Raw genomic sequence first — 24432 nt, 5'->3', positions numbered from 1 at the left:
TTATGTCGAAGCGACTACTTGTTACTGACGACGCCATGATCATCCGAGAAATGATTAAAGAAACGGCATCCGCAACTGGCTGGGAAGTAGTCGGCGAAGCGGACAATGGCCGCGCCGCCGTCGAAGCGTACCGCGAGTTGCGTCCCGATGCGATGACGCTCGATATCGTCATGCCCGAGTATGACGGCATCTACGCGCTAGAAAACATTCGTGCCGAGTTCCCCGACGCCCGGATCTTGATGGTCAGCGCCATCGATCAGACCTCGGTGCTGAAGGACGCGCTGCGAAAAGGCGCCACCGACTTCATCATCAAGCCGTCGAGCCGTTGCGCTGAAGACAGCGCCGTCATGCCGGCTCTGCAGGCGTTCCTGCTTCGTTGTGAGAAAGACCAGGGGCTCCCCTGCCCGATCGATCAACCGTGCAGCTGCGTCGAATGTCGCGACGTGCTTCGCGTTGTCGAGCAATGGAACGACGTTCGCGGATCGAAGCCGAACGGATCACTGGCCGGCACGTAATGCCTGCGACGAAAACGTAATCGACGCACCGTCATGAATTATGGCGGTGCGTTTTTGCGCTAGCGGTTTCTAGCTGCGGACGATCTTCTCGAGCTCTTCGCCGATCGATTTCTCGATCCGACCTTTGAACAGCATCGCGGCGAAGGGAAGGCTTCCCTTGACGACGACCAGCTCTTCCAGCACTTCCATCGTTCCGGCGATGTCGACGCCCATCGTGCGGAAGGAGAAGCTCATGACGTGCTCGTCCCACGTCTGCTGCATGTCTTTGACCTGGCCTTCAAACCGGCCTCTCATCTTTTCAAGCACCATCTGCACGCGCTCGATGGCGGCGTCTTGACCAAGCGAGTGGGGCTTTTCGACGTGAAATCCTGGCATTCGATGACTCCGCGCCGATCAGACGACGCTAAGAATGGTTTCCGGAGCCCGAGCTATTTTAACGCCAATCCACAGCGCTAAACCAAAAAAGAGCGGGCCGCTTCATTATCATCGAAAGTTCGCCGATCGCTAGGGTGCCAGAGGGGAAGCCCTTTTTCTAAGCGTGCGGCCAGAATGTTGAGTTTCTCCGAAGTGCCAGGCAACGCGTTGGTTGATTCGAAGTCGCCCGAGGTCTTATCGGTCGGTTCGTAATCCCAGATGCCCATCTTGATCGCTTCAAGTACGGAGCTTGGCACGATAGAGTCTCCTACGGTATCTATGGAACTGGAGTGGGGTGGCCTGCAGCCATCGTGCGTCGACAAAATCGAATCGCAAGTTCGCTTGGGGCGAATCCCATTCGACGTGCTCCGCCCTAGCCGCCAAATCGGAACGGACAGTATCAAGCCGCGACTCGTAAAAGTCAAGCAAAACGTGACGCATTCCCACTTGTGAACCGCGTTGTTGCTTCGCTCTCGAATGAATTCAAGCTGCGCCTTAGCGCGGCGACGCGCTCCTCTCGAACCTCGCCGGTGCGTGATCCTGCACACGCTGCGCCGCGCACCGCCAACACATCGGCGCCCGCTTCGATTGCCGCCGAGAAGTGCGCCTCGGCCAGCGAGCCGCCGCAGGCGGCAAGTTGATCGCCGGCATGAATCGCCGCAATCGTCTGCGCCAATTCGCGGGCCGATACAAAGTCAAATAACGATTGGCCATCTTTGACGTAAGTGTCTAGCAAAACGGCTGTCGCCGAGATTTCGCGGCTCCAACGCAATACTTCGTTTAGCGGGGGACAATTGGCCCGCGATTGATCGACATAGTAGACGGCGACGCGCACGCACTCCGGTGGGACCTGCTGGTACCGGGCGGTAGCGATCGTTCGCCAGTTCGCCACATCGGCCATGTTCGCGAGGCCGAACTTCACCATGCTCGCCCCCCGAAAGGAATCGGCGTCAAAACGAGATCCCCGGTCGCTGATCTCGCCAAGCGCGACGCTGACCGAAAGCTGCCCGTCAATCTGGTCGATCACTTCCCGCCACACTTGCGGCTTGGCCGCGCCCAGTGAGCCGAGCGTCGGCTCCTTCACATCGATCAAGTCGGCGCCGCCGGCGAGCGCTGCGCGTGCCTCGGCGGCCGATCGTACGGAGACGAGAAGTTGCGTCATCAATGCGTTCCTTGTTGTGTCCGCTTCGCGTTAATCAATCTGCGTCACGCTTCCGGCGACATGCGATCGTCGCGACGATCCAGCAAGCGTTGCGCAGCGGGCGCACCTCGCTGATTTTGCGACGCCAATAAACCGGCGCTTCACTGCCGGCAGAAGTGCGCACTCTAGCGATGTGTCGGGAAACCGCACCAGAAGATGGATAGGGTCGTAGCAGATCCGCGGCGCTTGCCAGACGCGAAACGCGGCGACAGTTGCAACGATTAGCGCGGCGGCTGATTCGATCGCTATGCCCGTCGCAATCGGGTCGCGCGGCGGCGCGGTCAATCCAAGGCCAGTGGCGAAAACCGCGGAAAACGAGGGGGCGGCTTCGTCAAAGCGGCATTTTGCCGCACGCCAGGTTGTCGGAAGAGTTGGGCTGTTCATTCTGGCCGAAAAGTGGGGGTGCGCACGATTATCGCAGCTGTAATCGGGCGCGAGCGTTCGATGATAGAAGAGATGCGGCCCAACGCCAACAACATTAGACCTTCTTAATGCCGCCTTGGCGGCAAATTGGCCTCGTGGTAGCTTGTCTGTCATCGCACGTGACCTACGTTTGCCGGAACAGGCGTCAAGTCGGTTTTGTAGATTTCGACAAAATCTTTTGACGCATCCCACCCGCAGAACATGTGAGCCAAACGCTTTGGCGCGCATGTCCGAAACCTCGGAAGTAGAGTCATGCCAGACGCGATCATCAATTCCGACCACAGCGAAGCAGCTATCTCTGGAACGTCCATGTCGCACGATCACCACCATGAGGGCGGTTCCGATCGACCCGTACTCCTTGCTATCGGCGCAATTTTGGTCGCCTTTGTTGCGGCTACTTTGGCTGGGTGGACGCAACCGGTCGTCACCCATGTCGCCGCCGAAGCGCACGCCGAGGCGGTCCATGCCGAAGCGGGACATGAAGCGGCGCACGGCGATGGACATGTCGCCGAAGGTCATGGGCATGATCATCCCGCCCCTCACATGTACGCGGTGATTCCGTTCGTCGCTCTGTTGGGGGCGATCGCCGTCTTCCCGCTGCTCGGCTTTACGGCTCACTGGTGGGAAAGCAACTCGAATCGCTTCCTGGTCGCCGTCGTTCTGGCCGCGGTGACGTTGCTGTATTACATGATCCTCTATGTCGAAGCGGGATTTGGCGCCGCCTTGACCCGCGTCGATCACGCGATTCTCAAAGAATACATTCCGTTTATCGTCCTCCTCTTTTCGCTCTACGTCATCTCGGGCGGGATTCGAATCGAAGGCGATATGGCGGCCCATCCCTCGACCAACGCCATCTTCTTGCTGGTGGGCGGTTTGCTGGCCAGCTTTATCGGCACCACCGGCGCCGCGATGTTGTTGGTTCGCCCGCTGATCGAAACCAATAAAGAGCGAAAGTACGTTCAACACACGGTCGTCTTCTTTATCTTCGTCGTCTGCAATTGCGGCGGCCTGTTGTTGCCGATTGGCGATCCGCCGCTGTTCCTGGGCTACCTGCAAGGGGTTGACTTCCTGTGGACGATGTGGACGCTGTGGATGCCTTGGCTGATGGTCAACGGGATCTTGATCGCCATGTACTTCCTGGTCGACAAGCTCTACTACTATCCAAAGGAAACGAAGACCGACATCGCCCGGGACGAAACCGAGACGACTCCGCTGCGAATCCGCGGCCTGATGCCGAACGCCCTGCTGCTGGTCGGCGTGATCCTGTCGGTCGCCCTGCTCGATCCGCAAAAGCCGCTGCCGGGAACCAGTTGGCATCCTTACGTCTACCTACGTGAGGTGGTCCAGTTGGCCCTGGTCGGCATGAGTCTGTGGCTCGGCTCGAAGGCGGTTCGTACCGAGAACAAGTTCAATTACCATGCGATCGTCGAAGTCGCGGCGCTGTTCGTCGGCATCTTCATCTGCATGCAGCCGGCTCTGGAACTGCTTAACCTGCATGGTCCGAATCTCGGCATCGACACGCCGACCAAGTTCTTCTGGATTACCGGCGGTTTGTCGGCGGTGCTCGATAACGCCCCGACTTACCTCGTCTTCTACAAGACGGCCGACGCCCAATATGCGGGCCAAAGTCTCGCTCAAATGCTGCACGATCCCGAGCACGTTGGCGCCACCATGAAATTGATGGCGATCAGCTTGGGCGCCGTGTTCATGGGGGCCATGACCTACATCGGCAACGGGCCGAACTTTATGGTCCGAGCCATCGCCGAAGAGTCCGGCGTCCGCATGCCCAGCTTTTTCGGTTACGTTCTCTTTTACAGCTTGCCGATCTTGCTGCCGGTCATGATCGTGATGTCGCTCGTCTTCCTCTGGTAAATCCAATTCCTTTCGCGGCGATCACGCCTAGCCGCCCAATCGCCGCTAGGCGTGCGGCCTACGACTTAGTACGATCGAGCAAAGCCTTAACTTTCGCTCTAGCGTACTGATGCAACCGTGAACTACGAATACGTCGAAACGCAATCTCAGCTCGTCGCTTTGTGCGACCGTCTCCGCTCCGAGTCGCACATCTTCTGGGATACCGAATTCGTTTCGGAAGACGTCTATCTGCCCGATTTGTGCCTGGTTCAGATCGCGGCCGGCGACATATTGGCGATCGTTGATCCGAAGCGGGTCGACGACATGAACGTCTTTTGGAACCTGATCGCCGATGGAGACCAAGTTTCGGTCGTCCATTCGGGCCGCGAAGAGTTCCTCTTTTGCTATCGCGCTACGGGTAAACCCCCTGCCAATCTGTTCGACACGCAGATCGCCGGCGGCCTGATCGGGATGGAATATCCCGCCTCGTTCGGTAATTTGATCCTGCGGCTGCTCGACGAAAAGCTTCCCAAGGGAGAAACCCGCACCGATTGGCGCATCCGCCCGCTAAGTTCCCGCCAGATCGAATACGCGCTGAACGACGTCGCCTACCTCGGCCCGGCTGCCAAGGAGCTTGAGAAAGAGCTGGGGCGGCTCGATCGGGTCGACTGGATGAAGGAGGAGATGCAATCATGGCAAGATGCGCTGGTTGAATCGACCCAGCGTTCCCGCTGGCGAAATGTCTCGGGAACCGGCAGTCTCAACCGCCGGTCTCTGGCCGTGGTGCGTGAATTGTGGAAATGGCGCGATAAAAAGGCGTCGGTCGCCAACATCCCGGCTCGGCGGATCTTACGCGACGACTTGATCGCCGAACTGTCAAAACGGAAGTCGGCCAACGTCAAACAAATCCGGGCAATCCGCGGGATGCAGCGGAGCGACCTGAACCGCCACTTCGACGAAATCGCCGCCGCGATCCAGATCGCGCTCGATCTGGACGAAGCCGATTGCCCCTCGTCCCGTCCCAACTGGAATCAGGGGAAACAGTACGTCGTCCTCGGGCAGTTCCTCTCAGCTGCCTTGGGCAGCATCTGCCGCGAAGCGAAAGTCGCCCCCAGCCTGGCCTGCACGGTCCAGGACGTTCGCGACCTGGTCGCCTACCACCTGGACGGCGCTCCCGAAAACCCGTCGCTCGCCCAAGGTTGGCGAGCCGAAGTGATCGGCAAAACGATCGAAGAGCTGCTCGACGGCTCGCTGGTCGTCCGTGTCGGCGACCCCCGCGCGGTTGAGCCGTTGTCGTTCGATCGCCCGTAGTTGGGTGACTGGACCGGACTGTTTCACTTTTTTCTTCCGTAGGGTGCGTCTGGACGCACCACGAACCTGCCACAGCGGCGGTTTGGGGCTGGGGTGGCAACGCAAACTCTTAGCGCCGAAGCGATTCCGCGCGATGATGGAACCGGACTGGACTGTTTCACTTTTTTCGCGCCGGTCGAACTAGAGCGTTTTTCTGATAGCTGTAGCGTTTCTGGCGTTGGTGAGGCAAGCTGGTCAACGCCGACCAGCGCGGCCGCAACCAGCCAGAACGTTAAAGATTGAAGAAAACCGCTCTAGTGGACTGGACGGCGACGTTTTTTTCTTCAGCCCCACAGGGGCGATTTACAACCAATCTGGCTCATGCCGTTTGGCGAGTGCGATTAACTGGACCGGACCGTTTCAATTTTTTGAACCGTACTGGACTGGATCGCGACGTTTTTTCTTTCGTAGGGTGCGTCGGGACGCACCGCGAACCTGCCACGGCGGCGGTTCTTGTCTCGCGTGGGAACGCAATCTCTTGCACCGTTGCCACGCGATCGTCGCGTCGGCCGCAACGGCAGGGTCTCGGTGCGTCTCGACGCACCCTACCGCGGAGAGTTTTTTCGGCGACCGCAATCGACCAAAATTCCGTGCGCTTTGTCAAGCAAGTTTTCGCTGGGCGGATCGGCCCGATAGCAGTCCGTTGATTTTCTCAACGGACTACTGGATCGCAGGGATGCGATCCCAAAATAGTGACGGAAGTCATTATTTTGCGAGCCGCGAAGAGCGATGCTCTGAGCTTGGCGAGGTTGGAAAATGCCACGAGGGCATTTTTCAACAGGCAGATAGAGATCGCCGGCCGCATTCCCTCGGCTTGCGCACGCGGGCTACGATGGGGCCGTAGGTTGCGCACAAAAAAAGCCTGTCGCTGGGCGACAGGCTTTCGTGAATCCAAACCTCTCCGCTTGGCTTAGCGGAAGCGGCTGTACGGCGTCGGCGACAGCGGCGTTCCTTCGGCCGGGGCCGGACGTTGGGCTTCGCGGAGCGGCGTCTTGCCGCTGTTCAGCGGAGTCGACGGTTGCATCTGCGGCGTCGAGCGCGACAGGACCCCTTCGCCATAGAAGCGGGTCGTTTCTTCACTGGCCAGCTTGGTGACCGGTTCGCGGCAGCGAACTTCGGCCCGGAAGCTGTGGCTGCCGGCCGTCAGGGCCTTGGCCGAAACCTTCAGGATCAGGTTCTTGTCAGGACCGAGCGACTGAATCGGGCTGAAGATGACCTGCCCGGCGTCGATGGTCGCCTGGCCGCCGGAGACCTGGGTCGGTTCGATTCCTTGCGAGAACTGAACGGTGACCTCGATTCCTTCGGCCTCCTTGGTGCCGCGGTTGTCGAGACGGAACTCGTAGGTCACCTCTTCGCCGACCGGGGCCGGACCCTTCGGATCATTCACATACAGTTTCAGGTCAGCGACCGATTCGACCATCGTGGTCACGTTTTGCGAAGCGAGCAGGCCGTCGGTCGACTTGCAGCTGGCCAGGATCGTGTTGTTGCCGCCAACCATTAGCGTGCAGTCGAGCTTCAGGGGGCGAACCGCTTGGGCTTCGAGGGCGCCGATGTTCCAGACCACCTTGTTGCCAACCGGATCGTACTTGCCGCCATCGGAGCACGATTCAAACTTGGCGCCGGTCGGCAAGGTCGCTTCGGCGACGACGCCGGCCGCTTGGGCGTTGCCGTTGTTGGTCAGGTTAAACAGGTACGAAGCGGACGTCGCCGCGTATTTGACCGGAGGGCCGTGGGCGACCAACTGCAGATTGGCGCGACGGACGGTGACTCCTTCCGACGCTTGAGCCCGCAGGCCCCCCTCGGCGAACGCTTCGGCCGAGATCTTCAATTGGCCCGCTTGGCGAGCGGCGAATTCGACTTCGATCACCTTCTTGCCGCCCGGCTGAATGCTGCCGATCTGGTTAAAGGTGGTCGGGGCTTGGCCGGCTTTCAGCGGCATCAAGGTGATGCCAACGTTTTCGGCGGTGCCGCTGCCGGGGTTGGTGATCACGATGCTATAGATTTGCGTTTCGCCGTACAGCACTTCGCTGGGGCCTTGAATCGCCATGTTCAGTTTCGGTTCGAGCACGTTGACCGTGGTGGCGGCGCTGGCCGCCGAGAAGGCGACGTCGACTCCCAGGTCAAACCCGCGGTTGTTGCGAGTCGCCAGCTCTAGGTTCAAGGTTCCTTCGCCGCCGGCGGGCAGTACCGGAATTTGCCAGATGATGAAATTGGCGGCGCCGCCCATCGTGTTGGCTTGGGCGGTACCCATGGCGGCTCGTTGGTTGACCAGTTCGACGCCATGCGGGGTTTGGATCTTGATCGCCAGTTCGCGAGCGTCGACCTTGCCCAGGTTCTTGGCGACGACCTGGAAGACCGCCGGCTTGCCAACGACCATCGCCTTGGGGCCAATCGTCTGAACGGCGACTGTCGGCGACGCGACTGTCAGCAGCGAACCATCGGTCGGATTAGGCCGAGCGGCAGCCGACTGATCGCTGCCGCTGTTAAACCGCATCGGAGCGGGATCTTGTTCAGTGGGGGCCGGCTGAGCCGGAGCCTCTTGCATGGGAGCCGGATGGCCTGGTTCATCGCCGCCATTCCAACGCGAGATCGGGGCCGGAGCGGCAGGCGAAAAACGGCTGCCGCCGCTTGCTGGCGGCATGGTCGCGGCAGGCGGAGTCGCCGCCGGAGCGGTCTCTTGCGAGGCGGCCGGATTGAAGCGGCGCGACGACGGTTGCGGCGTGGCCGGTTCGGCCGGCTGGTCAAGTTGTTGGGGAGCAGCCGCGCCCGGGGTATCGCCATTTTCCATCGCCGACAACGCGGCTCGCAGGGCCGGCGGCAGACCCGCGGCGCTGGAGGCCCCACCCGGAGCGGCCAGATCACGGCGGCGTCTCGATGGCTTTTCGGCCTCTTCGGCGGCGGTTAGCTGCGTGGTCGGAGCGGGCTGGTCGGTGACCGCATAATCAATCGGCCGACGAATCGGCAAAGCGCGACCCGGCTCAAACTTCTTCAGCGGAATCTCTTCTTCCGCCCCGGTCAGGCGAATTTCGCCGTGGGAATGACCGTCGTCCAGCGCGATCGCGTGGACGGCGGTCGGCAAGTGATTCGCAATTCGGCCGGGCTCTGCGGCGGTGCTATCGTTCGCAGCGGCTTGATCGCTGGTAAGATAGTAAATGCTGCCGGCCACGAGGACGCTGGCGGTGACCGAGAGAAGAATGGCTTTTCGGAGCATTGCTGAAACCCAACTGGGGGACGAAATTTGGTGGTCTCAGAGTGTCGTATCGGTCATGCCGATGCCGACGGTTTAATGCAATTTGCCGGTAGCGGAAAATAGAAAAACTTTGACGGCTGTAACGCCATTAGGGAGAGAATCGCAGGATGTCGAGACGAGAACAAATCGAAGCGTTGCTAGCGGATGACCCCAACGACGCCTTTCTGCTGTACGGGCTGGCGATGGAGTATCGCAAGGAAGGCGCCTACGAAGAGGCGCTCGATCGCTTCAAGCTGCTGGTCAAGCAAACGCCCCCCTATGTGCCGGCCTTCTTTATGGCGGGGCAGATGCTGGCCGAAGCGGATCGTGCAAACGAAGCCCGGACTTGGCTGCGGGAAGGGATTGAAGAAGCGAACCGCCAAGGCGACGCCCACGCTGCTAGCGAAATGTCAGAGCTGCTGATGACGCTGGGGCAGTTGGGAGAATAGAGCGATGACGCGGCGGCTCGATCTTGCGTTTCATGACCACCTGGTGGCGGCGACATCTTGGATCGCACCAACGGCGACGGTGATCGGCAACGTCACGCTGGGGGAAGAGTCGATCGTTCTCTACTCGGCGGTGGTGCGCGGCGATAACGAGCGGATCGAGATCGGCGCCTCTTGCAATGTGCAGGACGGCGCGGTGCTGCATGCGGATCCTGGTTTTCCTTGCGTGCTCGCCGATCGCGTGTCGGTAGGACACCGGGCGATTGTGCATGGCGCCATGGTGGAAGAAGACGTGTTGATCGGCATGGGCGCCATCCTGCTGAACGGCGCCAAGATCGGCGCTGCATCGCTGATCGCCGCCGGGGCGTTGGTGACGGAGAATACGGTCATCCCGCCACGCAGCGTGGTGATGGGCGTGCCAGGCAAGGTGGTGCGGCAAACGACTGAGGAGGATCTCGCCCGAATCCGGCATGCGGCGGAGCACTATCGTCTGGCGGTTGCGCAGTATTTGGAAGCGTACGAAGGGTGAGATCAATCACCGGGTTAGCCGCGATAGCTCCGCTATCGGGGCCGACGAAGTCGGCAAGAGGCATCAAGCCGCTGCGGAGTCTCTCGTCGGCTGCTTCGATCCTAGTTGGCGTTGTTCAGCGATTGCTTCTTCTGACCGCTAATTGACGCCTCCTGCGGCTGCGCCGCCCCGATAGCTGAGCTATCGCGGCTAACCAAGGAAAAGAGACGCCGCCGTCCCCTACCCTTTCGTCTTCTTCGGCGCACAGGCGCCAACTAGTGAGCAGCTGGAGCAACTGCTGCCGCACCCCGGTCCATCTTCGGCGCCGCAACCGGGGCCGCAGCCTTCGTCGAGCAATTTGGCGAACTCGCGGATGCGGACCTTGGCGTCATACGTTTCGGCCAGACGCTCGGTCAGCTGTTCCACTTCCGGCGAGACGTCTCCCAGGAAGTAAAAGAAGAGCGATTGCCCGTCGAAGAGTTGCTCGACATCGATCAAGACCGCGTCGAGCTGGCGATCCGACAGTTGCGAAACGCAGGCCGTCATCGCTTCCTGCTTGTTTTTCTCCAGCCGCTCTAGCAGCATTTCGTCTTGCGGAGTCATGCCGCGCAAGATCGAGCCGTCGGTGTCTTGGCCGACATCGGTCGCCGGGCTGAGAATTTCTCCCACTTCCAAGCCGCGCGAGGTGCGACAGACCACGCGCATGCCGCGCTGGTAGGCGACCGCGTCGACCGAAACGAAGCGGCCGATCTGGCCGACGGCGCCGACGCGGACAAGATGGGTGCGGTGAATCGTCGAAATCATGCGAAGCCTTGCAGTTGGAGAGACACTCCCCAATTTTGACCTGCGAAAGCCGATTCGCCAAGCGGAGAGGCGGGGCTGCTAGGATCGCTACCGCGCCCCGTGCAGCTCGAGCAGTTGCTGGAACGTCGACCAGAATTGCGTTCCTTGCTCGTACTGCTGCTGCGACATTTCGTGCTGATACGCTTCGAGATAGTCGAGTTGCTGCTGTGTGGCGTCGACATAGTAATAATCGCCGCTAGCGAGCGGATTGACCCAGTCGACGTCGCCCGGCTCGCGCTGACGGACGAACTGGCCGTTCTCGTCGATCACGATATTGGCGAACAGCACCGGCAGCTTCATCTGCAGCTCGTAGTGTATCTTCTCTTGCGGAGACAGATCGGCGGTCGCTTCCTCCCACGCGTCGGCAACTTCCTGCGGCGTGCGACTGTCGGGAAAGCGGATGCCGAGCGCCTTGCCGGTCTGGGTGAGCCCGTCGAAATTGAGATCGACCTGAGCCGGCGGCGGAATCAGCAGATTAAGAGCGCCCTCTTCGTTCAGGCTGTCGACGCGGATCGGTCGGGCCAGACGCTGCACATGCTGAACGGTCTGCAGTTCGCTTTGGGTCAGGCTCTTCAGAAACGCCTTGGGATCTTCGTAGCCCCCTTCGTCGATTGCCCGGACCAGCAGATCGCCGTAGTCCTGCCGCAATTCGGCCGGATTGTAGTCGGCGGCGTAGCTGGCCGCTTTGCCGCCGCTGAACCAGTTATCCCAGCTGCTGCGGACATCGTCTTGCAGCGTTTCTTCCGAGACATATTCGTCGGCCGATGCGTAGCCTGATCGCCCAGTTTGCTCCAGGATCTCGCTGAACAGGCTCTGTAACTGCTCGTTGGCAGAGGCGGGCTTGGCGGCGGTTGGCGCTGCGGCAGCCGTTGTGGCGTCAATTTGCATCGTGGCTTCCCCCTCCACGGAACTTTGCGGCGAACTGGCCCCCAAGTTGGGGTTTGATGGGTATTTCGGCTGCGAAAGTCGCTCGACTTCAGCATCTTGCTGAAATCGAGCGATTTGGTGTCGCTGTGCGCCAGTTTGGGAAGACCAGGAGAAATGGCGAGAGCCGCCTTGGCCGACCTACCCTCGTCTGCCGCTTCGTTTTACAATACGGGGCGATTAAAACACCTACTTTGGGCGAAGAGACTGATTGATGGCGATTGTTGAAGACGCGACTCTGACCGTTGAAAACCGCTGGATGAAGCTGGCTCAAGAGATTTTGGCTGGCGCCCGGCTGAGTGAAGAAGATGGTTTGGCGATCTTGCACAGCAGCGACGACGAACTGCTCGACCTGATGTCGGCGGCGTTCGCAATCCGCAAGCGTCACTTTGGCAAGACGGTGCAGCTGTATCAGCTGATGAACGCCAAGAGCGGTCTCTGCCCCGAGGATTGCGGTTACTGCTCGCAGTCGAAGGTCTCCGACGCCGAGATCCCCAAGTACAACTTCCTGAGTCGTGACAAGCTGATGCAAGGCGCCGAGATCGCCGCCGAGCGCGGTGTGAAGACCTATTGCATTGTGATTTCGGCCCGCGGTCCGAACGAACGCGAAATGAAAGCGGTCGAAACGATCGTCCCCGAGATCAAAGAAAAGTACGATCTGAAGATCTGCGCCTGTTTGGGACTGCTGTCAAACGAACAGGCCGATCGTCTGAAGGCGTGCGGCGTTGACCGGGTCAACCACAACGTCAACACCAGTAAGGACTACTACGAGAAGATCTGCTCGACCCACACATATGACGATCGACTGGAAACGCTCGCCGCGGTCCGTAACGCCGGCATCGAACTTTGCAGCGGCGGCATCGTCGGCATGGGGGAGACCGATCTGGATATCGTCCGGATGGCGAACGAACTGCGCGACCTGAACGTCGAATCGATTCCGGTCAATTTCCTGAACCCGATCGAAGGGACGCCGCTGCACGAGCAAGGCCGCGACCTGACCCCGCGCCGCTGCTTGCGAATCTTGGCGATGTACCGCTTCGCCAATCCGGAAAGCGAACTGCGGATCGCCGGCGGTCGCGAGATCCATCTCCGCAGCCTGCAGCCGCTGGGCCTGTACGCCGCCAACTCGATCTTCCTGGGCGATTACCTGACCACCGAAGGTCAGCAAGCCGAAGACGACTACCGCATGCTGGAAGACCTCGGCTTTCAGGTCACCAAGTGCGACGAAGCGATCGTCGGCCAGGGGCGTCTGGAGAACTGAGGTTCTTGGAACTCTTGGTACTTGGCGCCATGTTCTTGCGGCGTCTTCGCCGGCTTGAAGCATGTCTTCGATGCAGCCAAGACGCACGACAATCGGCTAGCCCCGATTGCTCTCGCTATCGGGCCGACGAAGTTGGCAAGAGGCATCACTCCGCGTGATGTCCTGCGTCGGTTGCTTCGATCCCGATTAGCGTTGCCCAACTCTGGTTTCTTCTCGCCGCAAGTTGATGCCTCCTGCGGCTAACCTTGGGGCGTGCAGCGTCGCGTCTTACAACCGTCCCAACATCTCCGCCGCTTTCGTTTCAAACATCGCTTGCCACTGCGGCGCCAATAGACAGTCGCTGTCCTCTTGGGCGCCGCCCCGGTTTTGCATTTGCTCGACCGTCGGGCAGTAATAGATGTAGCCGTTGGTGTAGCCGGCGACGAAGGTCAGGTCGTGCGGCGATTTCTTCTTGATGTTCATCCCGATCGGGCTCGTCAGTTCGCCAGGGAAGGTGACCAGCACAAAGTCGCCGATCCGCAGGCCGACCAACTCGACGTCGATCGTGCGTTTGCCCGAGTCAACCATCTGCTGCTGGTGCTTTTTCAGCAAGGCCCGGTTGGTTTGCAGTCGCGTCAGCTGTTCCATGATAAAGATGTTCTGCAGATAGGCCTGCATCGCCCGTTTGTTTTGGGCGTCGAGCGTTTTCAAGTCCGCCCGGTCTTGCGCTTCGTCATAGAAATAGCGATGCGAATAGTGCGAAGGAAACTCGGGCGACAGTTTGTACTTCACGGTGAGCGCCATGAACGTCTTGAAGTTGAGCGTCGTGCCGCGCAGCTTGCTGAGCAGCAGCTTCTCTTCGGCGTCGAGTTCGGCGATCCGATCAGCCAGATCGCTGCGCGGCAGCGTGAGCGACTCGTTCATGATTTCGAGGCGATCGTCCGCCTTGCACTCGATCTGGCGAACCGCCTTCAGCGTGCTTAGACCCAGCAAGTTGCCGAGCGGCTCGGCGCTGCGAGGATGATCGACATCTTTATAGTAGGCGGGATTAATGTCGCCGGCGCAGCCTTGCAGGAACATCGCCAGCGTCCCGTCGCTTAAGTTGTCTTCGATCACTTTGGACGAGTAGCCGATGATGTCGGCCGTGTTGGCGCCGCTGGGAACGCCCTGAATCGGATGACAGGCAAAGTTATAGATCACCGCCAGCGTCTCGCCGTTTTCTCGATTCAGCCGAACGACGCCGATCTCGGGATCGGTCTCCGCGACGCCGGCGATCTCCTCGTCTGGCGGCAGTGAGTAAGCGTGCCGCACGTCGACCTCTTTGCCGCTCTTCAGTTTCAAGCGGCGGTTTTCCATGATCCGGTCTTCGCTGCCGCGGCCGGCGCCGATCGTGACCGGCGTCAATTGGTCGACCGCCTGCTTTGCCGCTTGAACCGTGTGATCAGTGATGTCGGGCAGGATCACGCCATGGCAGTGACTCGCATTCACTAGCACGCTGGTCGGAGGGATATTGAGTTCCGCTTCTAGCCGCTTGCGAGTGGTCGGCAGATAGTCGCCGTTGATTCGCCCGATCTCGCCAATCGCGACGGCGTCGACCGAAATCAGCACCGCCGTTTGCGAGTCGTCCTTGATCACAATCGCTTTGACGTACATCGGATCGGCGACCGGGCCGGCGCTGTAGTCGGTGATGTCGACCTTGCCGGTCCCGGCCAGCAACTTGCCCGGCTCGGCCCCTTGCAGGCCTGAGGCCAGCCCGCAGCAAAGCAACATCAGGCCCAGCGTACAGCGCAGCAGATTCGATGGCATAGCGACAGTCTCCGAAGAAGGAAGGAAGTCAGGCGGGGCGAATTGCGGAGGGGAATGATGCCTCGTGCAATCATTGGCGTCAGATTATCCCACCGCTGGGCCGCTGTCAAATTTTCGCCACCGCGAGAGTCGTGCGGTTAGAGCGTTTTTCTGATAGCTGTAGCGTTTCTGGCGTTAGTGAGGCAAGCTGGTCAAGGCGGCCGCAACCAGCCAGAACGATACAGATGGAGGAAAACCGCTCTAGACGCCGATATCTTCGTTCCATAACTCCGGCCGAGCCGCGATGAACTCGCGCATCAGCTCGATGCACTCGGCGCTATCGACGATTTCCAACTGCACGCCGCGGCTGCGGACGTAGTCTTCGGGGCCTTGGAAGGTTCGGTTTTCGCCGATCACGATCTTCGGAATCTTGTAGAGCAGCGCTGTGCCGCTGCACATGTCGCAGGGCGAGAGAGTCGAATAGAGGACCGCCTGTTGATAATCCTTGGCGGTCAGCCGGCCGGCGTTCTCGAGACAGTCCATCTCGGCATGCAGGATGGCGCTCCCCTTTTGCACGCGGCGGTTATGCCCTTGCCCGCGGACTTGGCCGTCGACCACCAGGACCGAACCGATCGGGATGCCCCCTTCGGCAAGGCCTTGGCGAGCTTCTTCGATTGCGAGCTTGAGGAACGGATCCATGGAGTTTATCCCGCTTCTTCCAGCCATTTCCCATCACTAATGTTATCAATCGTCACCGGGCGCCAGGCGATTGTTTTGCCGCGCCACCGCATGAAGACGGTGATCGTTTCGTCTTCCGACATCACAAAGATCAAACCGCTTTGCAGACGACTGGCGAGCCAAGCCGCCGATTGGTGCCGGGTGCCGAAGCTTGACAGGTCGAAGCGTTCTACCCGGCTGGCGGCGACGTCGCGGGCCTTGTAGATATCGGCCACTTTACCGACGTTGCGAATCATCACGCCAAAGCCAAGCACGCTCAGATCGGTTCCCAGCAGCAAGGCGCCGTCGGGGCTGGCGAGACTGCCGATCGCATATTCGGCGTCGCGGACGGCGCGCTCGGACGACTGCAGCATGTCTTTCCAGACGTTGAAGCCTTGCATGTTGCCGTTGCGGCGATCGCGGGCCGCCATCTCGTCAGCGGCCGCCCAATGCGACGCGAGCCGCGACAGGAAACGCCCGTTGGAAAGTTTCTGGATCTTGCCTTTGAAGACCTCGTCGGTCGAAAACGTGCGGGGTCCGATGTGCGGACCTTTCAGATCATGCGTCGATTCGTGCGACGGGGGCGGCGGCGCTTGGCGATCGGCCGCTTTAGCACGAGCCCAGCGGCGGCTTTTCTGTTCGCTATTGCGATAGATGGCGATCGAGTCGCTCAGGGCGATGTCGTACTTCGACTCGAAAACGTCGGCGTCGCTTTCGCTCAGCCGGGCGTATTCGGCGATGTCGGCGACGACCACGATGCCGCCATGCCCGAAGTCGACCGCGCGGCGAACCAAACGCTGGATGATCGGCAAGATCGACAATCGGCACGGGGCGACGCCAAGCTTCTTGCTGTCGAGGAAGCGGCGAATCGGGCCGTCATCGCGAAAAATCGGCAAGTAGTCGGTGACGACGGCGCCGGACTTGTATTCGCCGACTCGATAGTCGAGCACTTCCGCCACCAGGTGACCTGGCGCACGCGAGCGAAGCAGCACCGGATGCGGACCAACCGCCGACCACTGCGACGACTCGCCCATCATCGAGTTATGCAGCGACCGCCCGCGAGCGACCATGCCCCAGATCTCGAACTGCCCGTCGTTCTCTTGAGCCAGAATCGACGTTTGGCCGGGATCGATCGCCGGGCCAAGCTTGATCAGATTGGCCGGCGTCAGCGGCAAGGGGCGTTTGAGCCGAAAGAGGCTGACGTTCCGCTCCATGTCGGACGCCTCGAAAACGGTGCGGGGGATCAACTCGATCCGCAGCGCGTAAGAGATCTGCTCTTCTTTTTCGAGGCTGGCGAAGTAGAGCGCGCTGACCGAATGGCGGACTAGTTCACACGATGGCGCTGTCGGCAGTCGCCGCGACTGTTCGTAGACCAGTTGGGCGAACGCGTCGGGATAGACCAGCGGCGAACCGACCGAGTCCTCCGCCATTTTCGGTTCCGGCAGGTCGACGCCCGAGACCCAGGCGGTGTTCGTTTCGATGGCGTATTTGCGGTGTTCTTCCATGTCGTGCCGCTTCATCCGATCCATATCGGGAACAATTTTGCCGTCGGTGCGAATGTAATCGATACCGGCCAGCGGCTCGAACCCCAATTGCACCTGAAAGCATTCCAGGTGCTCGCGAATATCGGCCTGATCGTGCGAAAACATCACGACCCGACCCTCTTTGGTTAGTCCGGCGAACATGAACCTCCTCTGTTCCTTCCCTTTCGCGTGGAATGCTCGCTATAGGCCCGGAGCAATCTTCAGCACGCGTCCCCCGTTTTCGCCTTCGCCGAACTCCGCAATGTAGAGCGTTCCATCTTTGGCGAAGTCGAGAGAGGTTGGTTTCATCAGGTCGATGATCTTGGTCGCTTTGGCCGCTTGCTTGCCATCGACGCGGACAGCGTCAATGCGGAACAGTCCGCCTTGCGACGGATCGTGCCAGCTGAAGTCGACCGCGTACAAACGCCCGGTCTTCGGGCTGTAGGCCAAACCGACGATGTCGCTCAGCCCGGTCGGCAGCGACATCAGCATTCCTTTTTCTTGCACGTCGTAAAACGTCAGCAGGCTATCGCCAGGCGTGGCGATCTCGCCCATCTGGCCGACGACCGCTTCTTGGCGGGGGCTGACGGTGATCGCGGCGGGAGCGTCGACTTTGGTCAGCTCTTTGGTGGCGATGTAGCGCGTCAGCGGCTTGAAGTTCGACTTGTCTTTCTTGGCCGCGGCCAGCCAACCTTTTTCGTCGTCGCCGTTCGCCGTGGTGACGATCCAGTCGACGTTGTTTAGCTTGACGACAGCGACGCCGTAGAAGTTGCCTTCCGGCTTCACTTCGCCTTCGGCCGGCAGCGGCCCTAGTTTTTGGACCGGCTTGTCGGCGGTCGACTTCTGACCGAACTCATAGATCGCGACGAAGTCTTCTCCATCCGGATCACCGCCGCCGCTGACGACAATGTGATTTTGATCGAGAAACGCCAAGCCGAGCGGGCCAATCTTGTAGGTTGGATCTTTGCCATACTCGTCGAGCGAGAAGCCGGTCACCACGTCGACCGCTTTCCCTTCTTCGATCCGGGCGACGCGGCCGGCGGCGCTTTCGGCGATGTAGACGTCGCCCGACTCGGGTTCGACGGCGACCGCCGTCGGATTGGCCAGGCCTTCGATCACCACTTCGGTTTCGACTTCCGCCTTCAGCAGCGCGGCGGCGGACAGGAGACAGGCGAGCGGCAGGAGATAGTTGCGCATCAAGATGGGTCTCGCGAAGATTTTGGGTAGAGTCGGATTCTGATTCTTTCAATTATGTTCCGCAGGCGCGATCCGCCGCAACAGCAGCGCGAACCGGAATGAACCTTAGCAGTCCGTTGATTTTCTCGACGGACTGCGTGATCGCACGGATGCGATCCCAAAATAGCGACGTAAGTCGTTATTTTGCGAGCCGCGAAGAGCTACGCTCTGAGCCTGGCGAGGTTGGAAAATGCCACGAGGGCATTTTTCAACAGGCAGTTAGAGCGGTTTTCCTCCATCTGTATCGTTCTGGCTGGTTGCGGCCGCGCTGGTCGGCGTTGACCTGCATCGACTAAGCTTGAGGATTCGCCTGCTTCGGTCACCTTGACCAGCTTGCCTCACCGGCGCCAGAAACGCTACAGCTATCAGAAAAACGCTCTAGAATTCAGCTTGGCGCACAAAAAAGGGACGCTTGATGCGTCCCTGGTGAAGTCGGTTGCCGCTAGCGGCGCCACTTACAGGCCGTTCGCCGCTTCGAATTCGGAGATTTTGTCTTCGTGCTGCAAGGTGAGCGCGATGTCGTCCAGACCATTGAGCATCTTCTGCTTGCGGGCTTCGTCGATCTCGAAGTTGAACAGGATGCCGTCGTTGTCGGTGACGGTCTGGGCGTCCAGGTTGATCGTCAACTCGTAGCCGGGTCCGGCGGTCTTCGCCTTCTGGAAGATCTCTTCGACCTGATCTTCGGTCAGGCGAACCGGCAGCAGGCCATTCTTGAAGCTGTTGCCGTAGAAGATGTCGGCGAAGCTGGGAGCGATGACGGCCCGAAAACCGTAGTCGTCCAGCGCCCAAACGGCATGTTCGCGGCTTGAGCCGCTGCCGAAGTTGCGGCGGGCGACCAAGATTGAGGCCGACGCCAGGCCGGGCTGGTTCAGCTCGAAATCGCGATTCGGCGAACCGTCGTCTTCAAACCGCCAGTCGAAGAAGAGGAACTGACCGAAACCGGTCCGCTCGATCCGTTTCAGAAACTGTTTGGGAATGATCTGGTCGGTGTCGACGTTGGCGCGGTCCATCGTAGCGACGACGCCGGTGTGGGAGGTGAATTCTTTCATGACTTTGAAGTAACTCGCAAATGCGCGGTGATGGCTGGAATTGGGAAAAGGGGCGACTAGCTGTATTTCCAGTCGCGGATGTCGACGAAATGACCAGTCACGCCGGCGGCGGCGGCCATTTCGGGCGAGACGAGATGGGTTCGTCCCCCCTTTCCTTGTCGACCTTCAAAGTTGCGGTTGCTGGTCGAGGCGCAACGTTCGCCGGGGGCCAGTTTGTCGGGGTTCATCGCCAGACACATGCTGCAGCCAGCTTCCCGCCATTCAAACCCAGCGTCGCGGAAGATCGCGTCGAGCCCTTCCGACTCGGCTTGTTCTTTGACCTGACCACTGCCGGGGACGACCATCGCATTGACGCCGGCGGCGATCTTGTGTCCTTTGACCACCTTGGCGGCGGCACGCAAGTCTTCGATCCGGGCGTTGGTGCACGAACCGATGAAGACGCGATCAATTTTGACTTCGGTCAGCGGCTGGCCGGCGGTCAGTCCCATGTAGTCGAGCGCGGCTTGCGTCGACTTTTGCTCGGTCGCGTCGCTGTAGTCAGACGGGGACGGCACGTTGGCGACGACCGGAGCGACCTGGCCGGGGTTGGTTCCCCAGGTAACCTGCGGAGCGATGTCCTTGGCTTCAAAGATCAAGAATTCGTCGTAGGTGGCGCCTTCGTCGGTCGGCAGTTGCTTCCACTTTTCGACCGCCGAGTCAAAGTCTTTTGGCGCGAACTCGCGACCCCGAACGTATTCAAACGTCGTTTCGTCGGGGGCGATCATCCCGGCGCGGGCGCCGGCTTCGATCGTCATGTTGCAGACGGTCATCCGCTCTTCCATGGTGAGGGCGCGGATCGCTTCGCCGGTGTACTCGATCACGTAGCCGGTACCGCCGGCGGTGGTCAGCTTGCCGATCACGTACAGGATCAAGTCTTTGGCGGTGACGCCGGGGGCGGGCTTGCCGTCGATGCGAACTTCCATCGTCTTCGGCTTGTTCTGCAGCAGCGTCTGCGTCGCCATCACATGTTCGACTTCGCTGGTGCCGATTCCGAACGCCAAGGCGCCAAACGCGCCATGCGTCGCCGTGTGGCTGTCGCCGCAGACGATCGTCATGCCGGGCTGCGTCAGGCCGAGTTCCGGGCCGATGACGTGCACGATCCCCTGCTTGCGGTCGTTCAGGTCGTACAGACGAACGCCGAATTCTTCGCAGTTGCTGCGGAGGGTATCGATCTGCTGTTTCGAGATCGGATCGACGATCGGCAGCGAGCGGTCGGTGGTCGGGATATTGTGGTCAGGCGTGGCGACGTGACGATCGGGGCGGCGCATTTTGCGGCCGGCCAGACGGAGCCCTTCAAACGCTTGAGCGCTGGTCACTTCGTGCACCAGTTGCAGATCGATATAGAGAATCGCCTGCTGGCCCTCTTCTTGCAGAACAAGGTGGTTGTCCCAGATCTTCTGGAACATGGTACGGGGCGCCGATCCGCTCATACAGTTACTCCGAAAGTCTCGCCGCTGGCGCCGATGTCGCCAGGGGCCGCAGATGGAAGGAAGGATGGGGTTGCCAGGGACAGCCCTTCCCAGGACGGGAAAAGGCCTGTCAGCAAACTATTTAAGATAGCCGAGATTTCGCCGATTGGCGAGTCGCCGCCCGGCTTTCGAGTGAGAGTGGGCTGGGCGCGGAAAGGTTCGCTGCTCGCGGATATCCGTATCCGTCGTGTGGGGGGTGGTTAGGCGAAGGCTTCCTCTTCGTCGACCGGAATCCGGCGTTCCTCGGCGCTCCACCACTGCTCGGCCAAACGGCGGTTCCACTGGCCCGACGCATCGCAGCGATCGAGGGCGTCGCCCAGTTCGATCACCGACTGGTAGCGGTCTTCCGGCTGTTTCTCGAGGCAGCGGAGGACGATCGCCTCGAGATCGGCAGGGATGTCGGGGTTAATCTCCGACGGTCGCACCGGCGTTTCGTGGGCGTGGGCGATGATCACCTTGATCGGGCGATCGTAGTTGAACGGCGCCTGACCGGTTAGCATGAAGTACATTAGCGCCCCAAGCGAATAAATGTCGCCGCGGGCGTCTGGCTCACGCTCGCCTGAGGCTTGCTCGGGGGACATGAATAGCGGCGACCCGGTGATCGACCCTTCCTGCGTCAGCTGGGCGTCTTCCTCTTCGGCCTGGATCGGCTTGGCGAGCCCAAAGTCGAGCAGCTTCGCCACGTCATAATGACCGCCACGCTGGGCGGCGAAGACGTTGGCCGGCTTGATGTCGCGGTGGACCAGACCTTTGGTGTGCGCTTCGGAAAGGGCTTCGCACGTTTGCGACATCAGGTAGATCGCTCGCTGGGGCGATATGGGGCCGTACTGCTTGACTAGGTCGGATACTGACAGGCCCGGCAGGAACTCCATGACGTAGTAGAAGGTGCCGTCAGCGGTGCGACCGTAGTCGTAGATGTAGATGTTGTTCCAGTGCGACAGCTTCGACGAGAGTCGGACTTCGCGCTCGAAGCGAGCCAAGACGCGTCCATCGGCGCCTTTCTCGGGACGGATCAGCTTGATGGCGCAGGGACGCTTCATCAGGGTGTGCTCGGCCAGATAGACCTCGCCCATGCCGCCAGAGCCGATCATCTTTCGCAGGTGATACTGACCCAGCTGTTTAGCGCGGAACGCTTCGGACCGCAGCCGGTTGATCGTATAGACGCCGAACACGGCGACGCTGCTGCAGACGAGCATCGCCAGAACCGTCTTGCCGACCATGTCCCAGTTGCTGCTGATCGCCCACTGCGCATCGGGTATGACGAACCAGCCGATCAACATCAGCATCACCGGCGCCATCGCCATGACGCTGATGACCACAGCGGCGCGGGGCCACTTGTTGGGGATAAACAGCGCGTACGTGAAGATTAACAGTAGCCACATCGGAGCTGGGCTGTGAATCATTTGATTGGTCGCGGTGCATTGCCCTAGCGCTTCGAGCTGCACCCAAAATGTAAATGCGGCCGAGGCGCCAAAGATGAGCGCCTCTTGCATGTAGAGCAGCGGTGTACGGCGATCGCATTTGGGGCAGAGATAAAACCCCATCGTCAGCAGCATCACCACCAGCACGCCATGGAAAAGGAGCAGCTCGATGCTGTCTCCAGCACTAGACCGAGAGAAGATCCAGAAGTGAAATAGTAGGAAGACCCCATAGGATGCCCCTAGCGCGAACGCCGTCATCCGCAAGCGGAGGCGAAACAGCGACTGGGTGATCGCCGAAAAGTGGGGGCTGGTTCCCTCGACGAGAGCGACATCGGGCGCAAGCGAGCGGGACGCATCGGTCGACTCCGATGGAGCTACGACCGTTTCGTCGATTTCGGGGTTAGGGGGGACTGCGTCAGATTCGCTGCGCATACTCGGCGTCGCTTCTAATCATCGATCCAAAGTCGTTTCTTCCTTACCTCCATCGTAGCCATTGCGGGGAGGAAAGGCGAATCACAACCAAGGGCGATTGGTCCAATATCCGCGGTTCTCGGAAAAACGCCAATTCGCGGGTGAGAACTGGCGTTTTCCCTTCTTATACTCGACGACCGAGCAAAAGGATTCGTTCGCGAATTTCTTGGAGCGCGAATTTCTTGGAGATTAAGCGGCGCGGCGCGCCTGAGTCTCGGCCGCGAAATGAGAGAGCGACAGCTTTTCCATATGGAGACCATCGTCCCCTAAACGCTCCCAGAAGATGACGCTGTTTTCCGTTAGCATTCTTGGTAGCCAGCTAATCGCAGCGTTGACGTTACTGGTCTCTTGGTCTGCGGCAATCAGCAGCAGTTGCGTATTGGGCAAGCTGTTGGCCAATCGGGGTAGCGCCATCGACGCCGTACCGGGGGTCAGCTTCACTTTGGCGCCAGTCGCGACGAGACATTTGTGCGCTTGTTTCAGCGGCAAACCATCTTTGTTCTCGCGGGCCTCGAACATGTCGATGCCGGTGTACTCGATCTGCGTTTCGCCCGCATATTGCTGGGAGAAATCGATCACTTGCTGGGCGAGAACGCCGTCTCCAACACCGATCTGGACGATCCGCGTGGGCGCATGTTGGCGAATTTCCCGGTAGATCTCACGCTGGTGAGCCGGTGACGAAAGGTGAGCCTGGTATAGATAACGCAGGAAGCGAACGGCGGTCAATTTGAGTCCCTTCAAAACGACGCCACATGAAATTGGTCGATACCGCGGCTTAGGGTGATCATCACCGCCGCGTGCAGATAATGTTCGACCGACCACGAAGCGGAAAATGAGGAAATCTAATCGGTTCGGTTTATCGCCGCTTTGGATGTCTGCGCAGAATGAGGTGAGTGCGTTGAGTTCGTGGCGTAGAGAAGCGGCCAAGCGATTAGGACGGGTCGAGCGTCCTTAGATATTGGCGGCAATCGGCGTCTGGATCGGTGAGTTGCCGCCGCAGATAGTAAGAGGCCGGCGTTTTCGGTTGCTGCGGTTGGGCGGCAAAGTATTGGCGAAGCGCCTGCTGTGCCTCTTCGGGACCATGGCGGAGAAAATGGACCCAGGCCCAACAATGGCGATACTGGCGGTCTCCCATCGCGTTGACGCTGCGTAGTCTTTCGAGCGTCGTCAGTGGGGTTAGCTGGCCCAGTTCGGCTTCCTGGGCGACTTGCGGCAAATAGTCGCTGCGGCTGCGGCGGTTCTGTTGCGGCGGCTCAAAGTACTCGGCGATTCCTTCATCGAGCCACAGCGGTAAGTCCTTGTGGGCCTGATGGGCCAGAGAGTGACAGCACTCGTGGCGCAAATCGGTCAGCAAATGGGGCGAGCGATGGGCGAAGACCATTGGCACATCGTTGGCCTGGATAAACAAGGCCCGCCGTTGTGGGACGCCGGGGAAGTATCGGGTGACGTACTCTCGATAAGTGGATGCTGATCCGAACAGGTAGACGTGGATCTCAGTCAGCTGCTTGGGCAAAGTAAGAAAGCTGGCGAGGTCGCGGCGGAGTCCGGCCAGCTCCCCGTCGAACTGGGGAACCGATTGGATGGCAAAGTCGGCGTGGATGACAAACGGCTCGATCTGCTGTTCGTCTGGCCATTCTGGGGTATCTGCCCAAGCCATTGCCGGAGCGCTTCCGACCGCCAATGCGGCCGAAAGGAAAAGTCGCCGGGCGATGCGGTGAGAAGTCATGACCCGGCTGTCCAGTAACTGATCGGCGATGAAGTGTTCATGAAGCGAGCGA

Annotated in this window: 21 protein-coding genes; 6 read left to right on the top strand and 15 right to left on the bottom strand. The window is 60.1% G+C overall.

Annotated elements, in window-relative coordinates; translation table 11 throughout:
• Nucleotides 1-2: 2 nt before the first annotated feature.
• The gene (locus Enr8_RS16650) at nt 3-515 is read left to right on the top strand and encodes a response regulator (protein ID WP_146433611.1); all 513 of its coding nucleotides are present in this window, start codon (nt 3-5) and stop codon (nt 513-515) included.
• 69 nt (nt 516-584) lie between these two features.
• Here Enr8_RS16650 and Enr8_RS16645 read toward each other — a convergent pair whose 3' ends face one another.
• The 3 genes from Enr8_RS16645 to Enr8_RS16635 form a co-directional block, all read right to left on the bottom strand.
• The gene (locus Enr8_RS16645; protein WP_146433609.1) at nt 585-890 is read right to left on the bottom strand and encodes a polyhydroxyalkanoic acid system family protein; all 306 of its coding nucleotides are present in this window, start codon (nt 888-890) and stop codon (nt 585-587) included.
• A 77-nt stretch (nt 891-967) separates the two neighbouring features.
• Nucleotides 968-1186: a hypothetical protein gene (locus Enr8_RS16640; protein ID WP_246120127.1), complete on the bottom strand. Its 219-nt coding sequence runs from the start codon at nt 1184-1186 to the stop codon at nt 968-970.
• A 164-nt stretch (nt 1187-1350) separates the two neighbouring features.
• Nucleotides 1351-2091: a (5-formylfuran-3-yl)methyl phosphate synthase gene (locus Enr8_RS16635; protein WP_146433607.1), complete on the bottom strand. Its 741-nt coding sequence runs from the start codon at nt 2089-2091 to the stop codon at nt 1351-1353.
• Nucleotides 2092-2805: 714 nt separating this feature from the next.
• Between Enr8_RS16635 and Enr8_RS16625 the strand changes: the two genes are divergently transcribed.
• Together Enr8_RS16625 and Enr8_RS16620 are read left to right on the top strand one after the other, a co-directional pair.
• Nucleotides 2806-4425 carry a sodium:proton antiporter gene (locus Enr8_RS16625; RefSeq protein WP_146433603.1) on the top strand — a complete coding sequence of 540 codons (1620 nt, stop codon included), beginning with the start codon at nt 2806-2808 and terminating at the stop codon, nt 4423-4425.
• 117 nt (nt 4426-4542) lie between these two features.
• Nucleotides 4543-5715: a ribonuclease D gene (locus tag Enr8_RS16620; protein WP_146433601.1), complete on the top strand. Its 1173-nt coding sequence runs from the start codon at nt 4543-4545 to the stop codon at nt 5713-5715.
• Nucleotides 5716-6664: 949 nt separating this feature from the next.
• Here the strand turns inward: Enr8_RS16620 and Enr8_RS16615 are convergent.
• Nucleotides 6665-8965 (bottom strand): DUF11 domain-containing protein, encoded by a 2301-nt coding sequence (locus Enr8_RS16615; RefSeq protein ID WP_146433599.1) that lies wholly within the window; start codon nt 8963-8965, stop codon nt 6665-6667.
• Between the two features lie 146 nt (nt 8966-9111).
• On the opposite strand from Enr8_RS16615, the gene Enr8_RS26230 reads away from it, so the two are divergent.
• A complete protein-coding gene (locus Enr8_RS26230; RefSeq protein ID WP_246120126.1) occupies nt 9112-9432 on the top strand; it encodes a hypothetical protein in 321 nt (106 codons plus the stop codon).
• 4 nt (nt 9433-9436) lie between these two features.
• Entirely contained in the window at nt 9437-9958 is a 522-nt protein-coding gene (locus tag Enr8_RS16605) for a gamma carbonic anhydrase family protein (RefSeq protein ID WP_146433597.1), read from the top strand.
• A gap of 219 nt (nt 9959-10177) precedes the next feature.
• On the opposite strand, the gene Enr8_RS16600 is transcribed toward Enr8_RS16605, so the two are convergent.
• Together Enr8_RS16600 and Enr8_RS16595 are read right to left on the bottom strand one after the other, a co-directional pair.
• Nucleotides 10178-10741: a PSP1 C-terminal domain-containing protein gene (locus tag Enr8_RS16600; protein WP_146433595.1), complete on the bottom strand. Its 564-nt coding sequence runs from the start codon at nt 10739-10741 to the stop codon at nt 10178-10180.
• 87 nt (nt 10742-10828) lie between these two features.
• A complete protein-coding gene (locus Enr8_RS16595) occupies nt 10829-11668 on the bottom strand; it encodes a hypothetical protein (protein WP_146433593.1) in 840 nt (279 codons plus the stop codon).
• A gap of 250 nt (nt 11669-11918) precedes the next feature.
• Here Enr8_RS16595 and bioB point away from each other — a divergent pair, with 250 nt between their 5' ends.
• The gene (gene bioB, locus Enr8_RS16590) at nt 11919-12965 is read left to right on the top strand and encodes a biotin synthase BioB (RefSeq protein WP_146433591.1); all 1047 of its coding nucleotides are present in this window, start codon (nt 11919-11921) and stop codon (nt 12963-12965) included.
• Between the two features lie 267 nt (nt 12966-13232).
• Here the strand turns inward: bioB and Enr8_RS16585 are convergent, their stop codons facing one another.
• From Enr8_RS16585 to Enr8_RS16545, 9 genes are all read right to left on the bottom strand, one after another.
• Nucleotides 13233-14750, bottom strand: a complete 1518-nt coding sequence (locus tag Enr8_RS16585) for a hypothetical protein (protein WP_246120125.1) — start codon at nt 14748-14750, stop codon at nt 13233-13235.
• Nucleotides 14751-14990: 240 nt separating this feature from the next.
• On the bottom strand, nt 14991-15428 hold the full coding sequence (locus Enr8_RS16580; protein ID WP_146433589.1) for a nucleoside deaminase: 438 nt from the start codon (nt 15426-15428) through the stop codon (nt 14991-14993).
• Nucleotides 15429-15433: 5 nt separating this feature from the next.
• Nucleotides 15434-17131: a putative sensor domain DACNV-containing protein gene (locus Enr8_RS16575; RefSeq protein WP_146433587.1), complete on the bottom strand. Its 1698-nt coding sequence runs from the start codon at nt 17129-17131 to the stop codon at nt 15434-15436.
• A gap of 39 nt (nt 17132-17170) precedes the next feature.
• Nucleotides 17171-18166 carry a hypothetical protein gene (locus Enr8_RS16570; protein ID WP_146433585.1) on the bottom strand — a complete coding sequence of 332 codons (996 nt, stop codon included), beginning with the start codon at nt 18164-18166 and terminating at the stop codon, nt 17171-17173.
• A gap of 494 nt (nt 18167-18660) precedes the next feature.
• Entirely contained in the window at nt 18661-19254 is a 594-nt protein-coding gene (gene leuD / locus Enr8_RS16565; protein WP_146433583.1) for a 3-isopropylmalate dehydratase small subunit, read from the bottom strand.
• A gap of 56 nt (nt 19255-19310) precedes the next feature.
• Nucleotides 19311-20723, bottom strand: coding sequence for a 3-isopropylmalate dehydratase large subunit (gene leuC, locus Enr8_RS16560; protein ID WP_146433581.1), 1413 nt, complete (start codon nt 20721-20723; stop codon nt 19311-19313).
• A gap of 239 nt (nt 20724-20962) precedes the next feature.
• Complete coding sequence (locus tag Enr8_RS16555) at nt 20963-22615, bottom strand: serine/threonine-protein kinase (RefSeq protein WP_146433579.1); 1653 nt, start codon at nt 22613-22615, stop codon at nt 20963-20965.
• Nucleotides 22616-22843: 228 nt separating this feature from the next.
• Nucleotides 22844-23395 carry a hypothetical protein gene (locus Enr8_RS16550; protein ID WP_222434889.1) on the bottom strand — a complete coding sequence of 184 codons (552 nt, stop codon included), beginning with the start codon at nt 23393-23395 and terminating at the stop codon, nt 22844-22846.
• Nucleotides 23396-23585: 190 nt separating this feature from the next.
• Nucleotides 23586-24380: a DUF1570 domain-containing protein gene (locus tag Enr8_RS16545; protein ID WP_146433574.1), complete on the bottom strand. Its 795-nt coding sequence runs from the start codon at nt 24378-24380 to the stop codon at nt 23586-23588.
• Nucleotides 24381-24432: the final 52 nt, after the last annotated feature.

This window comes from Blastopirellula retiformator, from assembly GCF_007859755.1.
Classification (GTDB): Bacteria; Planctomycetota; Planctomycetia; order Pirellulales; family Pirellulaceae; genus Blastopirellula; species Blastopirellula retiformator.
This window is presented reverse-complemented; position numbering and strand designations above follow the sequence as displayed.